At 52.0% G+C, this 22,167-nt stretch carries 21 protein-coding genes; 7 read left to right on the plus strand and 14 right to left on the minus strand.

From position 1 onward, the window contains the following. Positions 1–36: 36 nt before the first annotated feature. The gene (locus CPA45_RS10420) at positions 37–1,119 is read left to right on the plus strand and encodes a PA0069 family radical SAM protein (RefSeq protein WP_096651485.1); all 1,083 of its coding nucleotides are present in this window, start codon (positions 37–39) and stop codon (positions 1,117–1,119) included. A gap of 11 nt (positions 1,120–1,130) precedes the next feature. On the opposite strand, the gene tyrS is transcribed toward CPA45_RS10420, so the two are convergent. Continuing rightward, positions 1,131–2,399: a tyrosine--tRNA ligase gene (gene tyrS, locus CPA45_RS10425; protein ID WP_096651486.1), complete on the minus strand. Its 1,269-nt coding sequence runs from the start codon at positions 2,397–2,399 to the stop codon at positions 1,131–1,133. 90 nt (positions 2,400–2,489) lie between these two features. Next, positions 2,490–3,335 carry a LuxR C-terminal-related transcriptional regulator gene (locus CPA45_RS10430; RefSeq protein WP_096651487.1) on the minus strand — a complete coding sequence of 282 codons (846 nt, stop codon included), beginning with the start codon at positions 3,333–3,335 and terminating at the stop codon, positions 2,490–2,492. 71 nt (positions 3,336–3,406) lie between these two features. On the opposite strand from CPA45_RS10430, the gene CPA45_RS10435 reads away from it, so the two are divergent. Further along, a complete protein-coding gene (locus tag CPA45_RS10435) occupies positions 3,407–3,709 on the plus strand; it encodes a winged helix-turn-helix domain-containing protein (RefSeq protein ID WP_096651488.1) in 303 nt (100 codons plus the stop codon). On the opposite strand, the gene CPA45_RS10440 is transcribed toward CPA45_RS10435, so the two are convergent. The 4 genes from CPA45_RS10440 to coxB are packed head-to-tail and all read right to left on the minus strand — an operon-like array spanning position 3,706 to position 9,922. After that, entirely contained in the window at positions 3,706–5,946 is a 2,241-nt protein-coding gene (locus CPA45_RS10440; protein WP_165771537.1) for a heavy metal translocating P-type ATPase, read from the minus strand. The genes CPA45_RS10435 and CPA45_RS10440 overlap by 4 nt on opposite strands. A gap of 15 nt (positions 5,947–5,961) precedes the next feature. After that, positions 5,962–6,318 (minus strand): hypothetical protein, encoded by a 357-nt coding sequence (locus tag CPA45_RS10445; RefSeq protein ID WP_096651489.1) that lies wholly within the window; start codon positions 6,316–6,318, stop codon positions 5,962–5,964. A 5-nt stretch (positions 6,319–6,323) separates the two neighbouring features. Further along, positions 6,324–8,864, minus strand: coding sequence for a cytochrome c oxidase subunit I (ctaD, locus tag CPA45_RS10450; protein ID WP_096651490.1), 2,541 nt, complete (start codon positions 8,862–8,864; stop codon positions 6,324–6,326). Continuing rightward, entirely contained in the window at positions 8,861–9,922 is a 1,062-nt protein-coding gene (gene coxB, locus CPA45_RS10455) for a cytochrome c oxidase subunit II (protein ID WP_096651491.1), read from the minus strand. Before coxB ends, ctaD begins: the two co-directional genes overlap by 4 nt. Before the next feature lie 36 nt (positions 9,923–9,958). Here coxB and CPA45_RS10460 point away from each other — a divergent pair, with 36 nt between their 5' ends. Next, on the plus strand, positions 9,959–10,417 hold the full coding sequence (locus CPA45_RS10460) for a DUF2231 domain-containing protein (RefSeq protein ID WP_096651492.1): 459 nt from the start codon (positions 9,959–9,961) through the stop codon (positions 10,415–10,417). A gap of 36 nt (positions 10,418–10,453) precedes the next feature. On the opposite strand, the gene CPA45_RS10465 is transcribed toward CPA45_RS10460, so the two are convergent. The 8 genes from CPA45_RS10465 to CPA45_RS10500 form a co-directional block, all read right to left on the minus strand. Continuing rightward, a complete protein-coding gene (locus CPA45_RS10465; protein ID WP_096651493.1) occupies positions 10,454–10,879 on the minus strand; it encodes a CopD family protein in 426 nt (141 codons plus the stop codon). A 76-nt stretch (positions 10,880–10,955) separates the two neighbouring features. After that, entirely contained in the window at positions 10,956–11,837 is an 882-nt protein-coding gene (locus tag CPA45_RS10470) for a DUF2797 domain-containing protein (RefSeq protein WP_096651494.1), read from the minus strand. Continuing rightward, positions 11,821–12,105, minus strand: a complete 285-nt coding sequence (locus CPA45_RS10475) for a YeaC family protein (RefSeq protein ID WP_096651495.1) — start codon at positions 12,103–12,105, stop codon at positions 11,821–11,823. The genes CPA45_RS10470 and CPA45_RS10475 overlap by 17 nt, the downstream gene beginning before the upstream one ends. Positions 12,106–12,119: 14 nt before the next feature. Further along, on the minus strand, positions 12,120–12,968 hold the full coding sequence (locus CPA45_RS10480) for a rhomboid family intramembrane serine protease (RefSeq protein WP_096651496.1): 849 nt from the start codon (positions 12,966–12,968) through the stop codon (positions 12,120–12,122). Between the two features lie 208 nt (positions 12,969–13,176). After that, a complete protein-coding gene (locus CPA45_RS10485; RefSeq protein ID WP_096651497.1) occupies positions 13,177–14,163 on the minus strand; it encodes a metallophosphoesterase in 987 nt (328 codons plus the stop codon). Positions 14,164–14,165: 2 nt separating this feature from the next. Beyond that, complete coding sequence (locus tag CPA45_RS10490; RefSeq protein ID WP_078088033.1) at positions 14,166–15,098, minus strand: NAD(+) kinase; 933 nt, start codon at positions 15,096–15,098, stop codon at positions 14,166–14,168. A 60-nt stretch (positions 15,099–15,158) separates the two neighbouring features. After that, complete coding sequence (locus CPA45_RS10495; protein ID WP_096651498.1) at positions 15,159–16,028, minus strand: carboxylate/amino acid/amine transporter; 870 nt, start codon at positions 16,026–16,028, stop codon at positions 15,159–15,161. 89 nt (positions 16,029–16,117) lie between these two features. Further along, positions 16,118–16,633, minus strand: a complete 516-nt coding sequence (locus tag CPA45_RS10500) for a YqaE/Pmp3 family membrane protein (RefSeq protein WP_096651499.1) — start codon at positions 16,631–16,633, stop codon at positions 16,118–16,120. Positions 16,634–16,811: 178 nt separating this feature from the next. Here CPA45_RS10500 and CPA45_RS10505 point away from each other — a divergent pair, with 178 nt between their 5' ends. From CPA45_RS10505 to putA, 4 genes are all read left to right on the plus strand, one after another. Further along, the gene (locus CPA45_RS10505; protein WP_096651500.1) at positions 16,812–17,219 is read left to right on the plus strand and encodes a CBS domain-containing protein; all 408 of its coding nucleotides are present in this window, start codon (positions 16,812–16,814) and stop codon (positions 17,217–17,219) included. A gap of 263 nt (positions 17,220–17,482) precedes the next feature. Next, complete coding sequence (locus CPA45_RS10510; protein ID WP_096651501.1) at positions 17,483–17,851, plus strand: hypothetical protein; 369 nt, start codon at positions 17,483–17,485, stop codon at positions 17,849–17,851. A 36-nt stretch (positions 17,852–17,887) separates the two neighbouring features. Continuing rightward, a complete protein-coding gene (locus CPA45_RS10515) occupies positions 17,888–18,721 on the plus strand; it encodes an AraC family transcriptional regulator (RefSeq protein WP_244287580.1) in 834 nt (277 codons plus the stop codon). Between the two features lie 191 nt (positions 18,722–18,912). Beyond that, positions 18,913–22,104, plus strand: a complete 3,192-nt coding sequence (gene putA / locus CPA45_RS10520) for a bifunctional proline dehydrogenase/L-glutamate gamma-semialdehyde dehydrogenase PutA (protein WP_096651502.1) — start codon at positions 18,913–18,915, stop codon at positions 22,102–22,104. Positions 22,105–22,167 lie beyond the last annotated feature (63 nt).

The raw sequence follows: 22,167 nt of genomic DNA on the forward strand, positions 1-22,167 counted from the left end.
CTACTGTATATAAAATCATATAAAAGAGGTGGTTTCATGGCATCTCTTGGCCAGCCGGATCAAACAACGTTTTACAAAGGGCGCGGAGCGACCTACAACCCGCACAACCGCTTTTCGCCTAACCGTAGCGTGGCGGGAGACGACGGTTGGTGGCGAGAAGAAGTATCCACCACTATCGCCACAGAGGTGCGTGAGGAAGTGAGCAAAAGCGCGTTGTCGTGGAATCGCTCACCGGATTTACCTTTTGATCGCTCACTGAACCCATATCGTGGCTGTGAGCACGGTTGTGTTTACTGCTATGCGCGCCCTTCTCACGCCTACTGGGATTTGTCACCTGGGCTAGATTTTGAAACCAAGCTAATCGCCCGCAGTGGTTTGGTGGAGCGTTTAACGGAGGAGCTTTGCCACCCAAGCTACGTGTGTCGCCCCCTCAACCTATCCGGCAACACTGACTGCTACCAGCCATTAGAGGCAACTTATCAAACCACACGGCGCTTGCTGGAACTGCTATTAGAATGCCGCCACCCAGTCACGCTAGTGACGAAAAGCACCTTAGTGCTACGTGATTTAGAGCTTCTCGCGGAAATGGCAGAGTACCGCCTAGTAAGGGTGTTTGTCAGCCTGACGAGCCTGGATACCAAGCTAAAACGTACTTTAGAACCACGGGCTGCATCACCTCAGGCTCGCTTACGGACAATTCGCGAGCTGAATACCGCTGGTATTCCAGTAGGCACACTAATTTCGCCGGTTATACCGGGCCTAACCGATCATGAAATTGAAAGGCTGCTGGAAGCTGCTAGCCGTGCAGGTGCCCGCACGGCAACGTGGATGCTACTGCGCTTGCCCCATGAAGTTGCCCCACTGTTTGAAGCATGGCTGGAAGCTCATTACCCAGAGCGTGCAGCGAAAGTAATGAGCCTAATGCGTCAGTGCCGTGGCGGCCAAACCTACGATGCACAGTTTGGCAAACGCTTTCGCGGTGAAGGGGTGTTTGCCGATTTGATAGCGCAGCGATTTAATCGTGCCAGCCGCCAGTGGAAGTTACAGCCTCGCACCGAACAAGGCCTAAACACCCGCGATTTTCGGCCACCGCAGGCACAAGGAGACTTGTTTTATTGAGGAGACTTGTTTTACTGAATAGCACGGGTCAATAAACAGAAATGCTTTTTACCTTTTTGTACCACCCAATAGGTATCAAACAGTGCGAAATTCTCGCCCAGGCAAGCTTTGCCAGCACGCTCTCCGTTTATGCGCACGGCACCTTGTTCAATTAGCTCTCTAGCCTGACGTTTAGAGCTTGCTAGGCCACCTTTTACCAATGCGCTCTCTAGTGGCTCTTCCGGTGATACTTGAAAACAAGGCAAGCCATCCAGTGCTAACTGCTCAAGCTCATGTAACGCCAGCGTTGCAACGTCACCGCTAAATAGTGCCAGGGAAATACGCCGAGCAGTCTCAAGCCCTTCCTCACCATGCACAAAGCGGGTCACTGTTTCAGCCAGGATTCGCTGTGCTTGGGGCTTTCCTGCCGCTAGTCGATCATTGGCCTCAATTTCATCAATCGCATCACAGCTTAAAAAGGTGTAGTAACGTAAGAAGCGGTACACGTCGCGGTCGTCGGTGCCTAACCAAAACTGGTAGAAGTGGTAAGGAGATGTTTGCTTAGGGTCGAGCCAAACCGTACCTGATTCCGTTTTGCCAAACTTGGTACCATCGGCTTTGGTGATGAGTGGTAGCGTCATCCCCATTACCTGCTCACTGTTCAAGCGCCGGGTTAAATCAACACCACTAACAATATTCCCCCACTGGTCGTTACCACCTATCTGCAAACGGCAACCTAGTGTGCGATTTAAATGGGCAAAATCGTAGGATTGCAACAATGCGTAGCTAAATTCAGTAAAAGACATCCCTTGATCTGGCCGCTCAAGGCGCTGTCTGACAGACTCTCGATTGATCATGGCATTCATCGAAAAGTGTTTGCCCACATCACGAAAGAAATCAATCACGTTGATCTCGCCAATCCACTCGGCGTTATCTACCACCTTAAACGGTGCTTCCAGATGGGGTGCCATCAGCCAGTAAATCTGCTCATTTAGCGCCTTTACCCACCCCTTCACCGTTTCAGGGGAATTAAGTGAGCGCTCGGTAGCCTTAAAACTGGGATCACCAATCATGCCTGTGGCACCGCCTACCAGCGCTACACCATGATGACCAGCATCCTGAAACCGCTTTAGCATTAATAGCGGCACCAGATGACCAATGTGCAAACTGCCCGCAGTGGGGTCAAAACCGCAGTAAACCGTTTGCGGCGAACTCAGTAGTTCGCTTAGCGCTTGCTCATGGGTTGCTTGAGCAATTAAACCACGCCTATGTAAATCGCTTAGTAGTAATGAGGTGCCCACGTTGTCGCCCTTTAGGTTGTTTCATCCGTACACTAAGGCTAAGAGACATTTTGAATTAGCACGATATCCCTAAAGGGATAAAGGCATCGATTAGCGTGGCGGTGTTGACGCTGCAACGGTATGGTTAAGAAACAGACCAAATAGCTCACTCAGAGACGTAATACCTAATTGCGCATAAATACGCTTGCGATGGTTTTTCACTGTGCCGTGGCCTATTGCTAAATGCTCGGCTATTTCATGGCTATCCATACCCTGCACTAAAAGTGCGGCAACCTGCTGCTCCCTTGGAGTTAATAGTGCTTTCCCAAAGCTTTCGGCGGATTGGCGCAGCGTTGCCGCTATGTCACTATTTACTGTCGTGCTAGCAAGATGAAACGGTACTTGCCAATGCTGCTTGCAAAGTGCGGAGAGTACACCCAGGTAACCGGTTAGCCGATCACGATCGGCACATGTAAAACCTGCGTGCTGAGTTTCCGGACCACTTAATTTCCCCAGGTATATCACCAACCAATCCTCACCACCCAGTTGCAAGATAATGCATACCTCATCCTGCCAGCCCGTTTGCTGATTAAAACCCTGCTGATAAGTATCGCTAACGCGCTTAAATGGAGAGGTGTCTTCGATGCTAAAAACGCCTTGCTCTTGTTGCTGGGCAAGCAGTAGCAAAAATGGGTCTTCCTGATAAGCATCCATCAAATAACGCTGGAACAGTAGTTCGCGCTGCTCCTGTAGGGAGTCGAACAGATAAATAGGGTGTTTAGCGGGCCGGTAGCCCACTATAACAGTACAGTCGAAGGTAACTAATGTACGCAGAAGCTTGGTAAAATGTGAGGTAAAGTGGATAGTGCGCAACGTACTGATGGCACCTGCGAGCGCTTGGTTAAGTTCGTTCGAAAACGTTATTTCCTGACTACGCACCGAGCTATCATTTGCCATTACCATCTCCACCCCGCCGCTATGCTGGCTTCATCGTTTTACCGCTATTTTGCGCTTCAACAGGAGATTGCATGACCACCGCTTTAAGCAAAACCAAGTCGAGTTTTTACCGCCGTCTATATATAGCGTACTTAATTGAGCAAGGTATCGCGAACGTGCCCGCATTAATTGAAGCCACCGGCATGCCTCGCCGTACAGCGCAAGACACTATCTCCTCGCTTGCGGAGCTGGATATCGAGTGCGTTTTCGAGAAAGACGAAGGCGAACGCCATAATATTGGTCACTACCAGATACGTGACTGGGGTGCGATAGATCCTCGCTGGGTCGCTACAAATGCTGAACGACTTAAACAAACGCTTGGCTATTCGCCTTAATTCAACTTATCTGAACCATTGCCTTCCGGCTCAGACCATGCCAATCGCGCAGCGTTAAGCGTTACGCTTAATGAGCTTGCCGCCATGGCCAGCACAGCCACCAGCGGTGGTATCGCCATCACCACCACCAACCCCAGGGCCAGGGTGTTATAAAGTGCTGAGAAAATAAGATTTTGCACCATCACTCGGCGCGTGCGTTTAGCAATTCCAAGCAGCCGCACCACGCCACTGACCCCAGGGGTTAGCAGCTGAGCTGCTGCGCCCTCCCTAGCGGCTTCGCTTGCCTGCATAGGAACAACGCCAACCCCTGCTGCGGCTAAGCTGAGTGTATCGTTGACACCATCCCCAACATAAAGCGTGGGAGATGGTAGCGCGGCTAGCAGTTTTGCCTTGGCTTCTGGCGAGCGCTGTGAGTAGCACGCTTCTTTCGGCAAGCCCACCTGCTGGCTCACCCAGTTCACTGGCCCTTGACGGTCCCCGCTAATCATCGCCAGCCCATAGCCCGACATTTGCAGCTGCCGTATTGTTACTTGGGCATCGGTTACCGGCTGATCGGCCAGATAGAGAGTGGCTAACCACCCCTGACCATCGGCCACCACTACTTGAGAAGCAAAACCGTAAGCTGGATCCTGGGCGTTTATAGGCAATACTTGACCCTGTTGTTGCAGCTGGTGCTCAACCCAAACGGCACTGCCTAGCCACCACTGCTCACCGTTGCTGAAGGTAATACGCTGGCCTTCTCCCGGGATCTCTACTATCTCGGCAGGGTCAGGTTGCCCCCCATGCTCCCCTGATGGTTTTGCCCAGTGCAGTAGTCCATACGCTAGCGGATGCTCGCTATGTCCCACAGCGCTATATAGCATTTGCCGAAAAACGGCCTTGTCTTTGGAATTGCGCAGGGCGACATGCAGCATGCGGTGCTGCCCACGAGTTAATGTGCCGGTTTTATCGAATACGATCACATGCACTTTGGCGAGGGTTTCCAGTGCTGCGGGGTCACGTAGGGCAATCCCTTGTTGCATAGCTTGGCCGCTGCCTGCCAGACTGGCCAAGGGTACCGCAAGCCCCACCGCACAGGGGCAAGCCACTACTAACACCGACAGTGCGCGCACTATGGCATCTTCCCAACCTACGCCGAACAATATCGCAACAGGCAGCGTTAATCCCCCCAGCACAAGCGCAGCGGGGCTTAACCACGCAGCGAACCGCTCAGCCATGGTTTGCAATTCGCCCTTTTGTGCCTGAAAGCGGCGCATTTGCTCACACAGCTTATCGAGTCGCCGCTGCCCAGCGGGTGCAGTGACCCGAAGCATAAGGGGAGTTTCCACACCTAAATAGCGGCAGCCTGCATATACTTTCTGCCCACTAGCATAAAAGCGCGGCACACTTTCTCCGGATAGCATCGCACTATCTATCCATCCTGGTGTTTCCAGCGTGCCATCCAGCGGTATAGTTTCACCTGATGCCACTTCTATTTGTGCACCCAGGGGAATCTTTTCAACGGGCAAAGTTTCTCGCTGACTGTGTTGGCAAACAACCACATCGACGCTGGGTAGCGCCAGCGAATCAAAGGCTCTCAAGCCCCGCTGTCTGCACAGGGTTTCTACTAGACGGCCAACGAGTAGCAGCACAATCAGCATCACGGCAGTGTCGAAGTAGACCTCCGCCGAACCACGCCATAGCAGCCCAACAGAAACTACCACCGCACCAATAACGCCTAAACTTACGAGCACGTCCATACCTGGGCGCTTGGCGTGAAGCGTACGCCAACCCGCACGGTAAAACGGCAATCCTGAGTAAAGCACCACGGGTAATGAAAACGCCCCAGAGGCCCACGCCACTACACTTTCCACCTGATGGCTAGGCAGCGCACCGGCATATATCAACAGCGATGCCAGCATGGTCCACATACCAAACACTGCTCCTACAACTAACCGGAGCGTAAGGTAGCGACTCTCTTGCTCAAGGCGTGCATGGGCATCGCTAACGGCTTCAAGCTCGGTTAATTGGTAGCCGATACTAGCTACATGAGGGGCCAGCGCAACTAGCTGGATGGCGTCAGGATCGCCTTTCACCCATACCGTGGCGGTTGGGTAGTGAACGCTAACCTCTATAACTCCTGAAAGACGTTTAAGCACTCCCTCCACAGCCAACGCGCAGCTGGTACACCACATACCGTGGAGGGTATAGAGCGGTGCCTCACTCCCCCTTTCGTGCTCAGCGACTTCTTTATGCATGGTGCAACAATACCTTTACAGGCAAGGGGGCACTCCAATAATAGGCAGCGCGACGAACACAACGCCAAGTGCGGAAAATAGATATAACCCCGCTGAAATTGCCGCATTGAACCGCCGTCGTCCCTGGTGCTGTTTCGCTGCCTGACAACACCACAAGGCGAGTGCTGCCAGCAAGGCAATGGTCAAAACGCTAACCAGCAGCAATCCCCCACTCAGTAGGGTAAATACGCCCTGTTCAGACGCGGGCGCCGCAGCTTCACAGGCTACCGCATGCCCGCCATAAACCGCGACAAACCAGATACACCATAGTGTTAAACCAATCACAAAGTGGAAGGGGTGAGTTAAACGCAAACGCTCCATCATTGATACCATAGTGTTCAGCTTCCTATTACACGGGGCAGCACAGCTAGCGCACCCACCAGTACCCAGAAAGTAACCACGTTATAGCGCCATAGTTGTGCTACTACCACTGGTTCAAAAGGCGCATAGGCACCCACGTAACCATAGCCTACGCGTAGCCCTTGCAGTACCGTCAGAATAACTGCCAAACCACCGTGAAACAGGGCGTATATAAGCCCGAACAACATTACTGCATCATGGCTGGTTTCAGTGGGTGATAAGTTGGCTCCATAGAGCGCCCAGCCAGTGAACACTACCTGCACAGCGCCTAGTCCACCAACCAAGTACAAACCAGCCCCCAAGCCCACATCACTTTTATGGCGAAGGCCACGTATCAGCTTTTCCATCACACCGCACCCTGCCGATACGGCAAGTCCTGCCGCCACCAACAAGCTTAAGGAGAGCGGTGAAATATCGGGCATACGCCACTCGGGCGACACGGTCCAGAGATAGAACCAGCCAAAGAGGTAGGAGAGGAAAAACGAGCCGTTGGCAATCAAGAAGATGGCCATCGCCCATACCCCAGGGCCATCCATTGTGCGTGAGTGCAGCGGCGGATCGCCAGGGGTTACAGCCGCTTCCGGCGCAGCTTTGGGATGCGTGCCATTTTCCCACGACCAACGCAGTAGAAAAACACCCGCAATCAGGACAAAGATACCTGCCAATGCATATACACGCACAAGGAGGCTAATACACACCACGGCCAAGGCTAAAGCAGCAAACAGTGGCCACCATGAGTTACCCGGCAGGTGAATAATTTCGCGCACCTTGCCAGTAATTGGATCAGTTCCCCACATTTCCCTCCGGCCATGAGAGGCAACCGCCAACGAATGTTTGCCCTCAGCCATAGTGTAGGGAAGATTCGGGTCATCCCAGAGGGGGTGACGTGTCTCAACTTTCGGCAGGCTGACAAAGTTATAAGCACTTGGCGGCATGCTATTTGCCCATTCAAGCGTATCGGCATTCCAAGGGTTCTGTTTGGCAGGCTTGCCAAAGCGGAAGTGCAGCGCTATATCCAGCAAAACCATCGCTATACCTGCCGACATAACGAAGCTGCTTACCGATGAGAGCAAATTATAAATATCCCACCCCATACCGGTATCGTAGGTATAAATGCGGCGTGGCATGCCCAACAGCCCTGTCCAGTGCATGATCAGGAAGGTGCCATTGAATCCTAGGAAGGTAAGCCAAAACCCCCAGCGGCCTAAATTTTCGGATGGCATACGCCCAGAGAATAGCGGCAGCCAGTAGTAAAGCCCGGCAATTAGCGGGAAGAACATACCGCCGACCAACACGTAATGCATGTGCGCTACAACAAAATGGGTATCATGCACTTGCCAATTAAACGGTACCAGCGCCAGCATCACGCCGGTTAAACCGCCACACACGAAGATAATTAAAAAGCCCATTACCCAGAGCATTGGCAGCTTCATTTTTGGCTTGCCAAGCCATAGTGTGGCAAGCCAAACGAATACTTGAATAGCAGTAGGCACAGCCACCAACATACTGGCTGCTGAGAAAAATGCTTGAGCAAGCTGGGGTATGCCAACGGTGAACATATGGTGCACCCATAAGCCGAAGCTAATAAATCCCGTCACTATAATGGCGAATACCACCCAGCCATAGCCAACAATGGGACGCCCAGCAAATACGGGTATCAGCGTAGAAATAATGCCCGCAGCAGGCAGGAAAATGATGTACACCTCTGGGTGGCCAAAAAGCCAAAACAAGTGTTGCCATAAGATAGGGTCACCGCCGCCGGCCACCTCAAAAAATGGCATCCCAACAGCACGCTCGAGTTCGAGCAAAATGCTGCCCAAAATCAAAGGAGGAAACCCCACCACAATCATTAGCGCCATAGCGAGGATGTACCAGGCAAATAGAGGCATCTTATGCAGTGCCATGCCCTGGGTGCGAGTACGTAAGATAGAGACTACAATTTCAACGCCTGCCGATAGTGCAGAGATTTCCACAAAGGTAATGCCCAGTAGCCAGAAGTCTGAGCCCAAATCGGGTGAAAATTCACTGCTACTTAGCGGCGTATACATAAACCAACCGCTGGACGGCGCCATTTCTAAAATCAGACTAGAGGTCAGAATGATGCCGCCAAATAGGTAGCACCAATAGCCCAGCGAGGTCAGTCTGGGGCAGACCAAATCTCGAGCGCCGATCATCTTGGGGATCATGTAGATCGCTAACCCTTCCAACATGGGTATCGCGAATAGAAACATCATCACCGTGCCATGCATGGTGGTAACTTGGTTATAGATGTCCGGCGACATGAAGTCTTGATCGGGCATCGCCAGTTGGGTGCGCACCAGCATGGCAAGAATGCCGCCAATCAAGAAAAACACCATCCCAGTGACCATAAAGCGCAGGCCCAGCGTGGTGTGATTGACAATCGTAAGGGCTTTAAGTCCTTTTGGATTCCCCCAAATCTCATGCAGATCATCATGCAACTGTTGAGGATCTTGCTTGGCAGCGGCTTGATTTACTGTATTTGTGGAGTCTGTACTCATGGGCTCAAAGTCTCCAACCAAGCACCCAGGGCATCCAGGGTGTCCGTGTCCATATCGCCATGCGATGGCATTCTATTCCCAGGCTTGAGCGTTTGATGGTGCTTAAGCCACTGACTCACAGCACCCTCCTCCATCACCATCACCCCTGCTCCTAAAGTGGCACGGCTACCGATATCGGATAAATCTGGGCCAATATTGCCACTACTTACTCCTGCCACTTGATGACAGCTGGCACAGTGCGTCCTGAAGGCGTCACGCACCTCCTCCTGGTCGGCATCAGCCGTGGCTAGAGCGCTCAGCTGCTCATCTTGCCGAGCACCTAGCCAAGCGTCGTACTCCTCTCTGGGGAGCGACTCAACATGCAGATGCATGTGGGCATGACCAACACCGCAAAGCTCCGCACACTGCGCACCAAAAACAGCAGGTATATCTGCTTCTAAACGAATCCTGTTGACACGCCCAGGGATCATATCGATTTTCCCTCCTAAGCGTGGTATCCAGAATCCATGAATCACATCTGCACCACTAACATTAAAATCAACCGGCTCGCCCACGGGCATGACCAAATGATTTGCGGTCACCACTTCTCCCCCTTCGGCGTTGGGGTAGCGCACCTCAAACCACCACTGGTGGCCAATTACCTCAATGACTTCCGCTGGCTCCCCCAGCGGCAACATGCGCTGTCCAGCAGGTACACCAAAAGCTAATAATGCAGTGATGCTGGCTACAGGCAACACAATGCCACCGCCTATAATCCAACGGCGAGCAATACCGCGCTCCTGAGCAGCTGTTCGTGTGACCTCTCTTGGCTTAAAGGCATACAGCCATAATACGGTGACCACGATAAGTACAACCGCACTAAAACTGAGCATGATCCACCAAATTAACGTCACATCACGCGCAGCTTGCCCAGCAGGGTCTAAAATAGACTTATCACCCGAGCACCCTGCGGTAAACCCGGCAATGACAATCACCGCTATAAGGGCGATTAGGTTGACCCTCCGGCTCGATACGCGTTGAATATTCGACAAGATCGTGTAGCTGTTGCGTTCCCTCATTTGCTATTTCCCTTTGTCTGCCCACAGGAAGTGACTATGACACCTACTCCCCAACGATCAATCAAAAGCCGAGCCTCTCTGGCTGGCCATCCACTGCATCCAGTAATGATCCACTTTCCTGTGGCCGCCTTGATGGCGCTGGTTGCCAGTGACTTGGCTTACTGGTACACCAGCGACCCCTTCTGGCTGCGCAGCGGCCTTTGGTTGGCTGGTGTGGGGGCTTTTGGTGGCTGGATTGCGTCCATCGCCGGGATCATTGACCTGGTCACCGTCTCGCGTATCCGCCGCCTGATCACTGGTTGGAGCCATGCGATTGTGGCCGTTGTAATGCTCTCGCTGGCGTCGCTTAACTGGCTGCTGCGCCTTAATGAGCCAAGTGCCATTCTGCCCTGGGGGTTTGCAATATCGTTGCTCACTGCTGCGCTTATCGCGCTGGCGGGCTGGCTCGGCGGACAGTTGGTTTATGAGCACGCTGTAGGGGTAGATGTGGATTAATGGCGCCACTTGGTAAACGAAGCTCTTCATAACCATTTAGCTCCAGTCCAGTGGTTTGGCTAGCACAAACCCCAGCACGCCTAAAATACCCGCCACAGCCAACAATAAAGCAAGCAACATGGCAGCTTTCACACCTTTATAAATGCCCATTTCCAAACGCAAAATTAACCAGCCAAAGCAACCGTGAGCAGCCACCATCAACACCACGGCAACAAGCTTGAAAATTAACCAGCCACCTAAAAGACCGTTTAACAAAAATAGTAAGGTACCCGATGCAATCGCTGCGAGCGCTGCGGGAGTGGCAATCGAGTTGTAGAAGAAGCGCGGCATGGGTGGCGTGCCCTGGGCAAAGCCAGAGTCTTTGCGAAGCTGCAAGGCATGACTAAGCAGAGCTGGTAAATACAGCAAGGCACCGCACCAGATCACTAGCGCGGCTATATGGAGCAGTTTTAGCCAGGGCATTGCGGCTTCCTTGCGTTGCGTTGGGGTGGTCTACTCCCCTTAACCTTAGTCAACGTACATCGCTCTGGCTAGCCGTTTAACTTACCAAAACCTCGTAACCTGTGAATTTACGAAGGTTAATAACACCTGTATCAAACATGAGGTATTGCCCTTTAACACCTTGTAAAACGCCTTCGACTTGGGGGTTTTTATCAAAGTTATGCGAGACTACCTTGCTTGGGAACGTCTCGACGGGATAGTTAAAATAGAATGGCTGATCATGCAACGTACGAATGGCGTCAGCGCCATGTGCCTCTCGCAGCTGAGCTAATCCATCGGCTAGTTCTGTGAAAAGCCGGTCGCGCTCTGCAGCTAAGTCCAACAATTCCACTTCACCTTTAAGCATGGTGCGCCAGTTGGTGCGATCAGCTACTCGCTCTTTAAACAGCATCTCTACAAGGCCAGACTGTTGGCGAGTATCCACCTCCAGAATAGGAAGAGCCTGAATAGCACCCTGGTCAAGCCAGCGGGTTGGCATCTGTTTTTTCCGTGTAATACCAACCTTCAGCCCTGATGAGTTCGCCAAATAGACAATATGCGGCTGAAAGCAGTGTTTTTCGCCCCACTCAGGTTCGCGACAGGTCCCCAGGTGGTAGTGGCAAGTTTCTGGCTTCATGATACAAGTGTCGCACTGGGCTAAGCGCTTAAAACAGGGGTAGCAATAACCTTGGGCAAAGCTTTTTTTAGTTGCCCGACCACAGTGCGTACAAGCAATAGCTCCGCTCCAAGCAAGGCTAAATCGGTCACCAATACGCTCGTTAAGTAAAATACGCTGCTCACCTGCGCGCAGATGGTAAATCACCGCCTCATCAGGGTTAGCTGGCAATGCTGCTGCCATTTTGCTTAAACAGCCCTGGGCAGTTGATGACGGGGTAATCGGAGACTGGTCAGCAAACAGACTATCAGTCACGAGTGGCATCCCGAGCCAAGCCCGCCATTTCTGGTGTCACGCCAACGCCCGTAGCACTAGCACCACAGGTACGCTGTTCCAGGTAGCCTACGCGGTTCTCCTCAGGCACGTTATTTTCAACTTCGTAGCGTATTACCGCCTCTAAACAGAGTTCTGTTTGCTCAGGTGTTAGCCGACGCCCATCAGGCCATTTGCGCAGCGATACCGCTTGCTTGAGGCTTTCATAGATCGCTGGGGTCATTTGATTGATCATTCGATCAAAGGTCATATCGCTCATCGTAAGCTCCTCGCTCAGCGCTTGCTTCGTTTAGATGAATAATACCATCCTGTTGCTAGCCCCACGAGCAGCCCGCCCAGGTGTGCTTCATTGGCCACGTTGCCAAAACCAACGCTACCAGCGACATCAGTCATAGTGAACACCATCCACCCCAGCATAAAAACCACCAGCATTTGGGGGACAAAAAAACCACTTTGTGGAACACGCCGAGACATCAGCCATACGTGGGCTAGCAGTGCATAGACAACACCTGACATTCCGCCAAATAGGACGGTACCTGTAGCATATTGCGCCAAATTGGCTCCGATACCGGCAAACAGGAGCAACCACAACATAGTGCGGCTGCCTTGCAGTTGCTCAACTTGGCGACCGAAATACCATACCCACATCAGGTTAAATATCAGATGCATCCAACCAAAATGAAGAAATGCAGGAGACAGTAGACGCCAAACCTGACCTGATGCCAGTGTATCGCCAAGGGAGCCATAGACCAGCTGCCCACCCGCGATGCCAATCGGCACGATAGTCAATGCCACCACGAGTAGGTCGCCAAAAACACCCATTAAAGCAAAGATGATTAAGCTTACACCAATCATCAACGCGGTAACTGGCAGCTGTCGGGCAATGGCGAAAACACTGCGCGATGCTGGCAGGCGTGCCTTAGGGGGATCAATAATCAGCGGTTCTCCTCGCTCCCAACGAGCTAAAAGCCTAGAGAGCTCGGCGTGTTGACGTGGATCAGCCACCCAGAGTAGCTGCCCATCGGCTTCATTGGTAATGCGGTGCCCAATGCGGTAATGCCATAACGCTTTGCGCAGCTCACTGGTGTCTGCATCAATCGGTAAAAGCGTTACTGGATGCATGGCGTCTTCCTTATTTGCATATTACTTATTCCAAGCGTCTGCAGTCGTCGGTTTAGCCAGCGTGTAAACAAAAAAAACCGGCGGAGGGGGCCGCCGGGTAAAAGCAAGGGATCATTCAAGGGAACACTTACTCTGATAGCCGGCAACTAGGTTAGTTCAGCAGTTTTGCAAAAATTATGTAACCAAATGCATATTAATGTAATTTTGTTTAATCAAAATCGATTTCCCATGGCTTTAGCTGCGATCGTTCTTCTCTAGGCACTTGAATCCAAACAAAATGATCAGCATTCAGTTTTTCTTCACCACTCCAACGGTAAGCGACTAAACGACCATATTTTACTGCGCTATAGTCTAGGCAGGCGATGTTATTAGTCGGTAGCGCTGGAATTCCCTCACACCAGTAGTGGCCAATAAATAGAGGGGGTTGCTCGGGGCTATAGTAGCTCAGGCGCTGTCGCTCTTGGGGCGTCAAGCTTCGAGCCTCCAAATTGCCGGGCAAATTATCCGGCTGGAAAACCACATCTCCCCACTGCTGCGGATTAGCTGACCAAAAGTGGGTGCGGAAGCTCTGCCGCGTGAAACCGTCTCCAGAGTGGATAGCAATCCCCGGTGGTAGCGGGATATAGGTGCCACGGGTCAGGCGATCAAGAATACGAAACGCTTGAGTAGAAGGATCAGTGGATTCAATTAAGAAGCGGTTATCCATACAAGCATCGGGCGCACGGCTCCTTAACTCGCGGATTAACGTTTCATCCCAACAGGCATGCACTACGCGAATACCATCTAGTTCAAGGCATAAAGGAATGGTTCTAAACCACGCCAGGGTATCTTCCCACTCGTTAGTGTAATCACGGTACTGGGCCAAAGTATCTTCAATAATACGGTTATGCCTTGGGGTATGTTCACGCAGCCACCGTTTATTGCTGCCAAGCGGCGCGGGGCAGGTGTAGGCAAGAGCGTTGTACTCATGATTCCCCATCACGATATGCGCTTCACCCTCCTCTACCATCCGCCTAGCGATTGTTACTGCTAAACGAATACGCGGCCCGCGATCAATCAAGTCGCCCAGGAAAATGACCTTACGGCGTGAGTGCCGGTATACACCGCCACGCTGGTGATAACCTAACTTCTCTAACAAAGCTGCCAGGGTAGCTCCACAGCCATGCACATCGCCTATTAAGTCGTATCCCTCCATGCCTAATCCCCTAACCGGTGGCTCCAGCCAAGTTTGCTGCGCAGTACTTCATAGAAGTTGTGCCCAATGGGGTGCACCAGCTGAACACGCTCAGGCTTGCGCTTGATCACCAGCACATCATCGGGCTTTGCAACAGCACGGGTTTGCCCATCGCAGCTAATATGCGGGTAGGAGTGATTGGTTTCACCAATATGGATGCGTATTTCGCTTGCGGCATCAATCACAATCGGGCGGCTGGAAAGCGTATGAGGGAACATCGGCACCAGCGTAACCACATCCAGCTTAGGGTGCATAATAGGCCCACCACCAGAGAGCGCATAAGCAGTGGAGCCGGTAGGAGTAGCGATTATCAGGCCATCACTGCGCTGGCTATAGACAAACTGACCATCAATAAACAGCTCAAACTCAATCATGCGCACTGCCTTGCCAGGGTGCACAACCACTTCGTTTAGCGCATCCCCATTACCCACCGCCACACCGTTACGATAGAGCACAGCATCAAGCAAAAAGCGCTCTTCAATCTCAAATTCTCCAGCTAGCACCTCGCCTACTCGGGTTTCAAGCTCGGCAGGTGAAATATCAGTCAGAAAGCCCAAGCGCCCTCTATTTACACCTAAAATCAGTGTGCCGCTGCGACAAAGTGTTCGGGCGGCGCCTAACAGGCTGCCATCACCGCCAATTACGATGACCAAATCACAAAGCTCACCCAACATACGGCGGCTAGCTTCTGGCTGACCATGATCAGGCACTACCGTTGCCGTACGATCTTCAACGATTACTTTGTAGCCGTTTGACACCAAGTAATTAACTAAGCGCCTTAGCGAGTCAACTACCTTATCGCTTCCCAAGCGCCCGATTAAACCAATGGTGTTAAACGGTTTATCACTATGTGCAGGCGCTATTGGTGCAGTATTTATTGTCGGGGTGTTAGGCATGGGCGCCTCTCGCAAGCATCAGCCGACATTATGGAGAGTCGCGTAGTATCGAGCAAATAATCACACAGTAGCTATAGCACGGCGCTTTAACCACGACTGGTTAAGCCATAATGAAGCAACCATAATCACCGCTCCTAATATCAGCCGGGTAATATCCGCATCGCGGTTCCAGATCACAAGATTGACCACCAAACCAGCAGGCACCAGCGCGTTATTCATAATCGCCAAGGTCCCAGCATCAACTTTAGTGGCTCCCTGGTTCCAAGCGAAATAGCCCACTCCAGAGGCTACTAAACCAAGCCAAGCCAGCACGCCCCACTGCACGGAGGTAGTCGGCAAACCAGCAGTATTGCCAAACAGCAGAAACGCCGGTAGCGCAACCGCCATAGCGCCCACAAAGAACCAGCCAAACACACTATGCCATGGCAGTGTTGGAGGCAGGTCAGCGGCTAGACGGCGATAGCCGACTTGGCCAATCGCAAAACAGAGGTTAGCGCCCTGTACTACTAAAAACCCTAACCAAAAACCGCTGTCTACACCATCGTAACGAATTACCCCTGCACCAATCACAGCTAACAGGGCGGTAACTAAATAAATGGGCGTGAAACGCCCAAACATTAAATCGTCTAGTAGCGCGATATAAATGGGTGTAAAAATCGTAAATAGCAGCACCTCAGGTACCGAAAGCAACAGAAACGATTGATAAAAGAAAACATACATAACGCCCAACTGCACGGCACCAAGTGCCATTAGCGCCAAGCGCTGCTTGCCACGCAGCAAACTGGGGCGCAGAAAGGGAAGAAATACCAGCATGGCCAGAGTGACTCTTACCAATACGGCAAAATAGCTGTCTACCTGACCAGCTAGGTAAACACCAATCAACGAAAACGAGAACGCCCAAAGCGCCGTCACCCCGAGAAGATAGCCCATTAGTAAACCTTAGATTAAAGAGTGGTTAACGGCGATTATACGCGCTTCGCGACGCCTGCCAATGGTCTAATAAAGGGATGACACAACGTTTAACGCTTATTTAGCCATATAAAGGCGTAAACCACGCCTGGCAGCCAGCCCATTAAGGTTAAAACAGAACTAATGGCTACTCGAACTGCCCCCCCTTCCGTTAAGCCCACTGCCATTGGAGGCAACAACACTGCAAGGGCACGGTAGGCAAACAGTAGAGTACTTGACTCCGTGACAGTTGCAGACGATGGGGGCGACTGTCCTGATGGCTCATTATGGGCCGGAGGAGTAAAGTGCCCTACCGCTGTTTGAGCGTGTTCAGCTTGCTCTTTTTCATGGGCAAGCGCTTTCCGATGAGCCTCTTTATCGATTTTTTGCTCAAGTGTTTCAGCACCCTCCGCTAAATCAGCATGGTAGTGCTCCCAATCCTCCCAGTCGTGGGGCGTGCCTGAGTTGGGCCGCTGATTACCCGAGCCACGCGCACGCTCCCACGCTTTCTCTTCTAGCGTATTAGGCCGCTCTTGATCACGATCAAGACCAACACCTTGGCGATTTAGATATTCACGTGCGTCCATAAAGACTCCTCACATGTTTTAAAAGACAAGGCTGGGAAAGAGGACAAAGCGTTGAATGTACAAAGAATGAGAGCAGCGCAGGTCTAGTTAAATCTTCTACATTAATAGAATCGACAATAGTCGTCGATTTTCGTTTTATTTCAGAATAACTGTGCGCATTACGCTATGGAGTGCTCCCATGAACAATAAAATCCCGGATACCGTACGCGATATTATGTCCCGTGACTGCTACCGTGTCTCGCCCGAGACCTCCATTACTACCCTGGCACAGGGGTTAGCCCTTCATCGTCTGCCCGGCGCCCCGGTTGTCGATGCCTCTGACCGTTTGATTGGCTTTATCTCGGAGCAGGATGTGCTAGGCCGCGTGCTAGATAGCGTTTACCATGATGATGAAGCGCCTCTGGTTCGCGAGCTAATGCGCCAGGAAGTTTTAACCACTACACCTAACAAAAGCATCACTGACCTAGCCCAGGAAATGCTAGGCGCAAAGCCTAAAATTTACCCGGTAGTAGAGCAGCAGCGTTTGGTTGGTATTGTTACCCGTCGAGATATTTTGATCGCTTTACTGACCATTCGGCGCCATTAAACGCTGGATAATCCAGGACAAACGCCCTGGCTGCATGGGAGTGCAAAACAAAAAAAACCGCTGCTTAATTTAATAAGCAGCGGAAGCAAGGGATCGAAAACAATAGCCAGAGCAACACTATTAGCGACTGCTATCACTATGTTGCCTGTACACACTCTGACACTCTGATCATGAAAAGTTCGCAAAACAGCAAAATTTTCGTCTTCCCAAGCACGGGCGTATACTAATTAGCTCATGCCACCCGAATGCATAGGGAACTACACATGGCGCTTTATTTGCTGGTACTGGGAGTCTGCTTACTGGTAATAGGCTGCGTTTTTCTAGCGCTTGTCACTGCAGGCACACCTCGTTATCGCACCGAGGCTAACGATTTAATCGCGCTATTCGATAAAGCTCTCAACAGCCAAGTCAGCGAAACGGAGTGGAACACTATAATTGGTTACCCGATACGTCATGATGAGTATTTGGACAGCATCCGACGCCGAGCCATGCATTTGATGGACGCACATGGACGGCGCTGGCAGATTGCCCAGGGTAAACCGCTGCTTAATCAGGAAGGCCATGCAGAGCTCAGTGTGTTGCGTGACCATCTGGCAGCCCATACAGCGTTGCGCCAGACTCAACAACGCTGATGTAGGCCTCCACGCAACACCGATGAGGAGATCACTATGCCTAGTAGCACTATTCGTCATATTCCTTTGGAAAGTGCCACACAGCACCATGCCCATGATTTCCATCAAATAGTGATTACGCTATGCGGCTCCTCTGAGTTTGAAATTGAAGGGCTAGGTGGGCGGGTTAACGCATTCTCTGGCTGCATAGTGCCTGCTAACCATGAACATTATTACTCTGGCAATGGCCATAACCGTCAGCTAATTCTTGATTTACCCGAAGATGCTCCTGCCCTTACTGGCGAGCATCGTGAACTTGTTGCCCTGTTCGATGCTCCGCGTTTTTTTGCACTAGACAATCCGCTTCGTCACTATTTGGCCTTCGTGGAGAGCGAACTGACCCAAGGATTTGACACGGCAGCAACCTCTTTCCAGCAAGACCGCTTAGCAGCAACGTTGCTGGGTTCTCTAAAAGCACGTCTAGGCACATTACCTACCGCAGCTCAACGGCGCCTTGATCTTGATCAAATTGATCGTTTTATTCGTCGGCACTTGGCTGATGAATTCCGTGTCGGAGATCTGGCCAAGATTGCCTGCCTCAGCGAAGCTCATTTTTCAGAGCGCTTTCGCGCCCAGACAGGCTTATCACCATGGCAGTATGTCAGACGACAGCGCTTACATGCCGCCCGACAGCTTATTTTACAAAGCCGTCTCCCACTCACTGACATTGCCATTCAAACAGGCTTTGCCAACCAAAGCGCTCTCTCCCACGCCATCCGTCGTAGTTACGGCCTGTCGCCACGAAAATTGCGCCAGGGTTCCACCGCCACAATAACCCCTAAAAACACTCCGTCATCATACTCAGTCAACTTACCAACCTCTGCACATTAACGTGCCAGAACCAGTTGGAAAGCCGAAAAAAATTAAACTAAAGTCTTAATGTGACTAATCTTGCCGTGAAATTGACACGTTTTGCCATGAAAACGACATGCACTTGAGAGCGGAGCGCTCTACATTCGAGCGCTAGCTTGGGCACTATGCCCTGCCATTAACTGTATTAGCTCAGACTCGCGGGGGCCTCAATGCTCAATGCCAAGAAAATGCGTGACTCTGCCATCTGGCAAGCCGACCTTGATGCACTTATGCAGCGTGTTAGTGACCACTACATCGTGGACGAACACACCTACGTAAGCGAACTAATCAAGCTGCTGGATGCTGATCGCGAAGACTTCGCTCGCATTGAGGCAAATACTGCTGCCCTGGTACGCGACGTACGCAAAATGGACACCGCCGTCGACACTATCGACGAACTGCTGCAGCAATACAGCCTGGATACCCATGAAGGGCTAATGCTGATGTGTTTAGCAGAAGCTATGCTGCGCATTCCCGACAAAGAAACCGCCGACGCGCTGATTGAAGATAAACTCGGGCCCGCCGACTGGCAGTCCCACGTGGGTAAAAGCGAGTCCTGGTTGGTCAATGCCTCTACCTGGGGTTTATTGATGACCGGCCGCGTACTCAAGATGGATCACCCCAAAGAGGGGCAGCCTGCCAGCTTCATTAATCGCATGGTTAACCGCATGGGCGAACCGGTTATTCGCCGCGCCATGTACGAAGCGATGAAGATCATGGGTAAGCAGTTTGTATTAGGGCGCGACATTAACGAAGCACTCAAACGCTCAAAGCCACTGTTTAATAAAGGCTACACCTACTCCTACGATATGCTGGGTGAAGCGGCCCGCACCCGTGACGATGCTAAGCGCTATTTTGATGATTACGCGCGCGCTATCGAACAAGTAGGCAAAACCTGCAAAACCCTTGGCGATAAGACACCTGCGCCGTCTGTTTCCATCAAGCTATCTGCGTTGCACCCTCGCTATGAGTTTGGTCGCCGTGAACAGGTACTTGCTGAACTGGTCGACACCGTTATCAAACTTGTCACCCAGGCCCGTGCACTGGGTGTGGCAGTGACTATTGACGCCGAAGAAGTGGATCGGCTTGAGCTTTCATTGGAAGTATTCCGGGCCATCTACGAAAGTACGGCAGCCAAAGGCTGGGGGCATTTCGGTTTAGTCATCCAGGCCTATTCAAAACGTGCACTACCAGTATTGCATTACATTAACCGGCTAGCCGACCAGCAGGGAGACGAAATTCCCCTACGCCTGGTGAAAGGTGCCTATTGGGATACCGAAATTAAAGAGTCTCAGCAGCTTGGCGTTGACGGCTACCCGGTATTTACCCGCAAAGCGGGCACCGATGTGGCTTACCTTGCCTGCGCGCAATTCCTACTTTCTGACGATACCAAAGGGCGCATTTTTCCACAGTTCGCTACCCACAACGCCCACACGATCACTACGATTCTAGAATTTGCCAACCGTGACAGCCGTCCGTTTGAGTTCCAGCGTCTGCACGGCATGGGTGAAGCCCTATACGACGCCGCACTTGAACGTGCACCTAAAGGCACCTACTGCCGCATTTACGCCCCAGTGGGCGCTCATAAAGATCTGCTGCCCTACTTGGTTCGCCGCCTACTGGAAAACGGCGCAAATTCATCGTTCGTTCACCAGCTAGTAGATCCGGACGTGCCGGTAGAGTGGCTGTGCAAGCACCCAATAGAAACGCTTCGCCAGCAGAAAAACCTGGCTAACCAGAACATTCCATTGCCTAAAGACATTTACGGGCCAAAACGACGTAATTCCCGCGGGGTGAATCTCAATATTCGCAGCCACTACTATCCGCTGATGGAAAAGATGGCCGCGTTTATGGATAAGCAATACCCCGCTAAACCGCTACTCGCCTTTGATGTGGCTGACGACGCTGCCACTACCCATAGCGTGACTAGCCCATTTGATCGCCGTCAAATCGTGGGCAGCGTGCAGTGGACCAGCAAAGAGCAAGCGACCAAAGCACTGGACGCCGCCTGGGCAGCGTTTCCCCGCTGGGATGCGACGCCTGTGGCCGAACGTGCCGCGATCGTGCGTCGTCTTGGTGATTTGATGGAAGAGCACATGCCAGAACTGATGGCATTATGCTCCCGGGAAGGCGGCAAGCTGCTCACCGATGGCGTTGATGAGATCAAAGAAGCGGTTGATTTCTGCCGTTTCTATGCCATGCGCGCGGAAGAAGATTTTGGCGAAGCTGTGACGCTTCCTGGCCCTACTGGGGAGTCTAATCGCTTGATCTTTGGCGGCAAAGGCGTATTCGCTGCGATTAGCCCCTGGAACTTCCCCGTTGCCATTTTCTGCGGTCAGGTAGTTGCAGCCGCCGTCGCTGGCAACACGGTGCTAGCTAAGCCTGCAGAACAGACTTCAATTGTTGCTCATCGCGTCATTGAACTGCTCTACGAAGCAGGCATGCCCCGCGATGTTGTTCAGCTGTTACCAGGTGATGGCCCTACCGTGGGCAGTGTACTGACCTCTGACCCGCGGATTACCGGCGTGGTATTTACCGGCGGCACCGATACTGCGCAGATTATTAACCGCGCATTGGCGGCGCGGGAAAATGCTCCTCTTCCCACGCTCATCGCTGAAACGGGCGGCATGAACGCCATGATTGTGGACTCGACTGCCCTGCCAGAACAAGTCGTCGTGGATGTAATTCAATCTGCATTCCAGAGCGCCGGGCAGCGCTGTTCCGCGCTGCGAGTTCTTTACCTTCAGGATGATGTTGCTGATCGCGTCATTGCAATCCTCAAAGGCGCCATGAATGAACTACGCGTTGGCGACCCGCGCGACCTAGGTACCGATGTGGGGCCCGTTATCGACGAAGATGCTCGTAAAGGTCTATTGGCTCATATCGACACATTAAAGGGTGAAAACCGCTTAGTGGCAGAAACCGCCATGGCCGCAGAGCACACTCAAAACGGTACTTTTGTTGCCCCTGTCGCCTTTACGATCGACAGCATTGACGCACTTACCCGCGAGCAATTCGGTCCGGTACTGCACATAGTGCGCTACAAAGCCAAAGAGCTCGATAAAGTCATTAATGACATCAACGGTCGCAACTACGGCCTGACGTTTGGGGTACACAGCCGCAACGAATCCTTTGCCGCTGAAATAGCACAGAAGATGCGGGTGGGCAATGTATACATTAACCGCAACATTATCGGTGCGGTGGTGGGCGTTCAGCCGTTTGGTGGCCAAGGTCTTTCAGGCACAGGCCCTAAAGCCGGTGGCCCTCATTACTTGACGCGCTTTGTGACAGAGAAAACGATTACTAATAACACCGCAGCGTTAGGCGGGAATGCGTCACTGTTGGCGCTTGGCGATGAGTAATCAGCTCATCGAGCATTACTAACCTGAAGTTCTGAACAGGAAACTACCTTATGGCGGAAAATA

The organism is Vreelandella nigrificans (genome assembly GCF_002374315.1).
Classification (GTDB): Bacteria; Pseudomonadota; Gammaproteobacteria; order Pseudomonadales; family Halomonadaceae; genus Vreelandella; species Vreelandella nigrificans.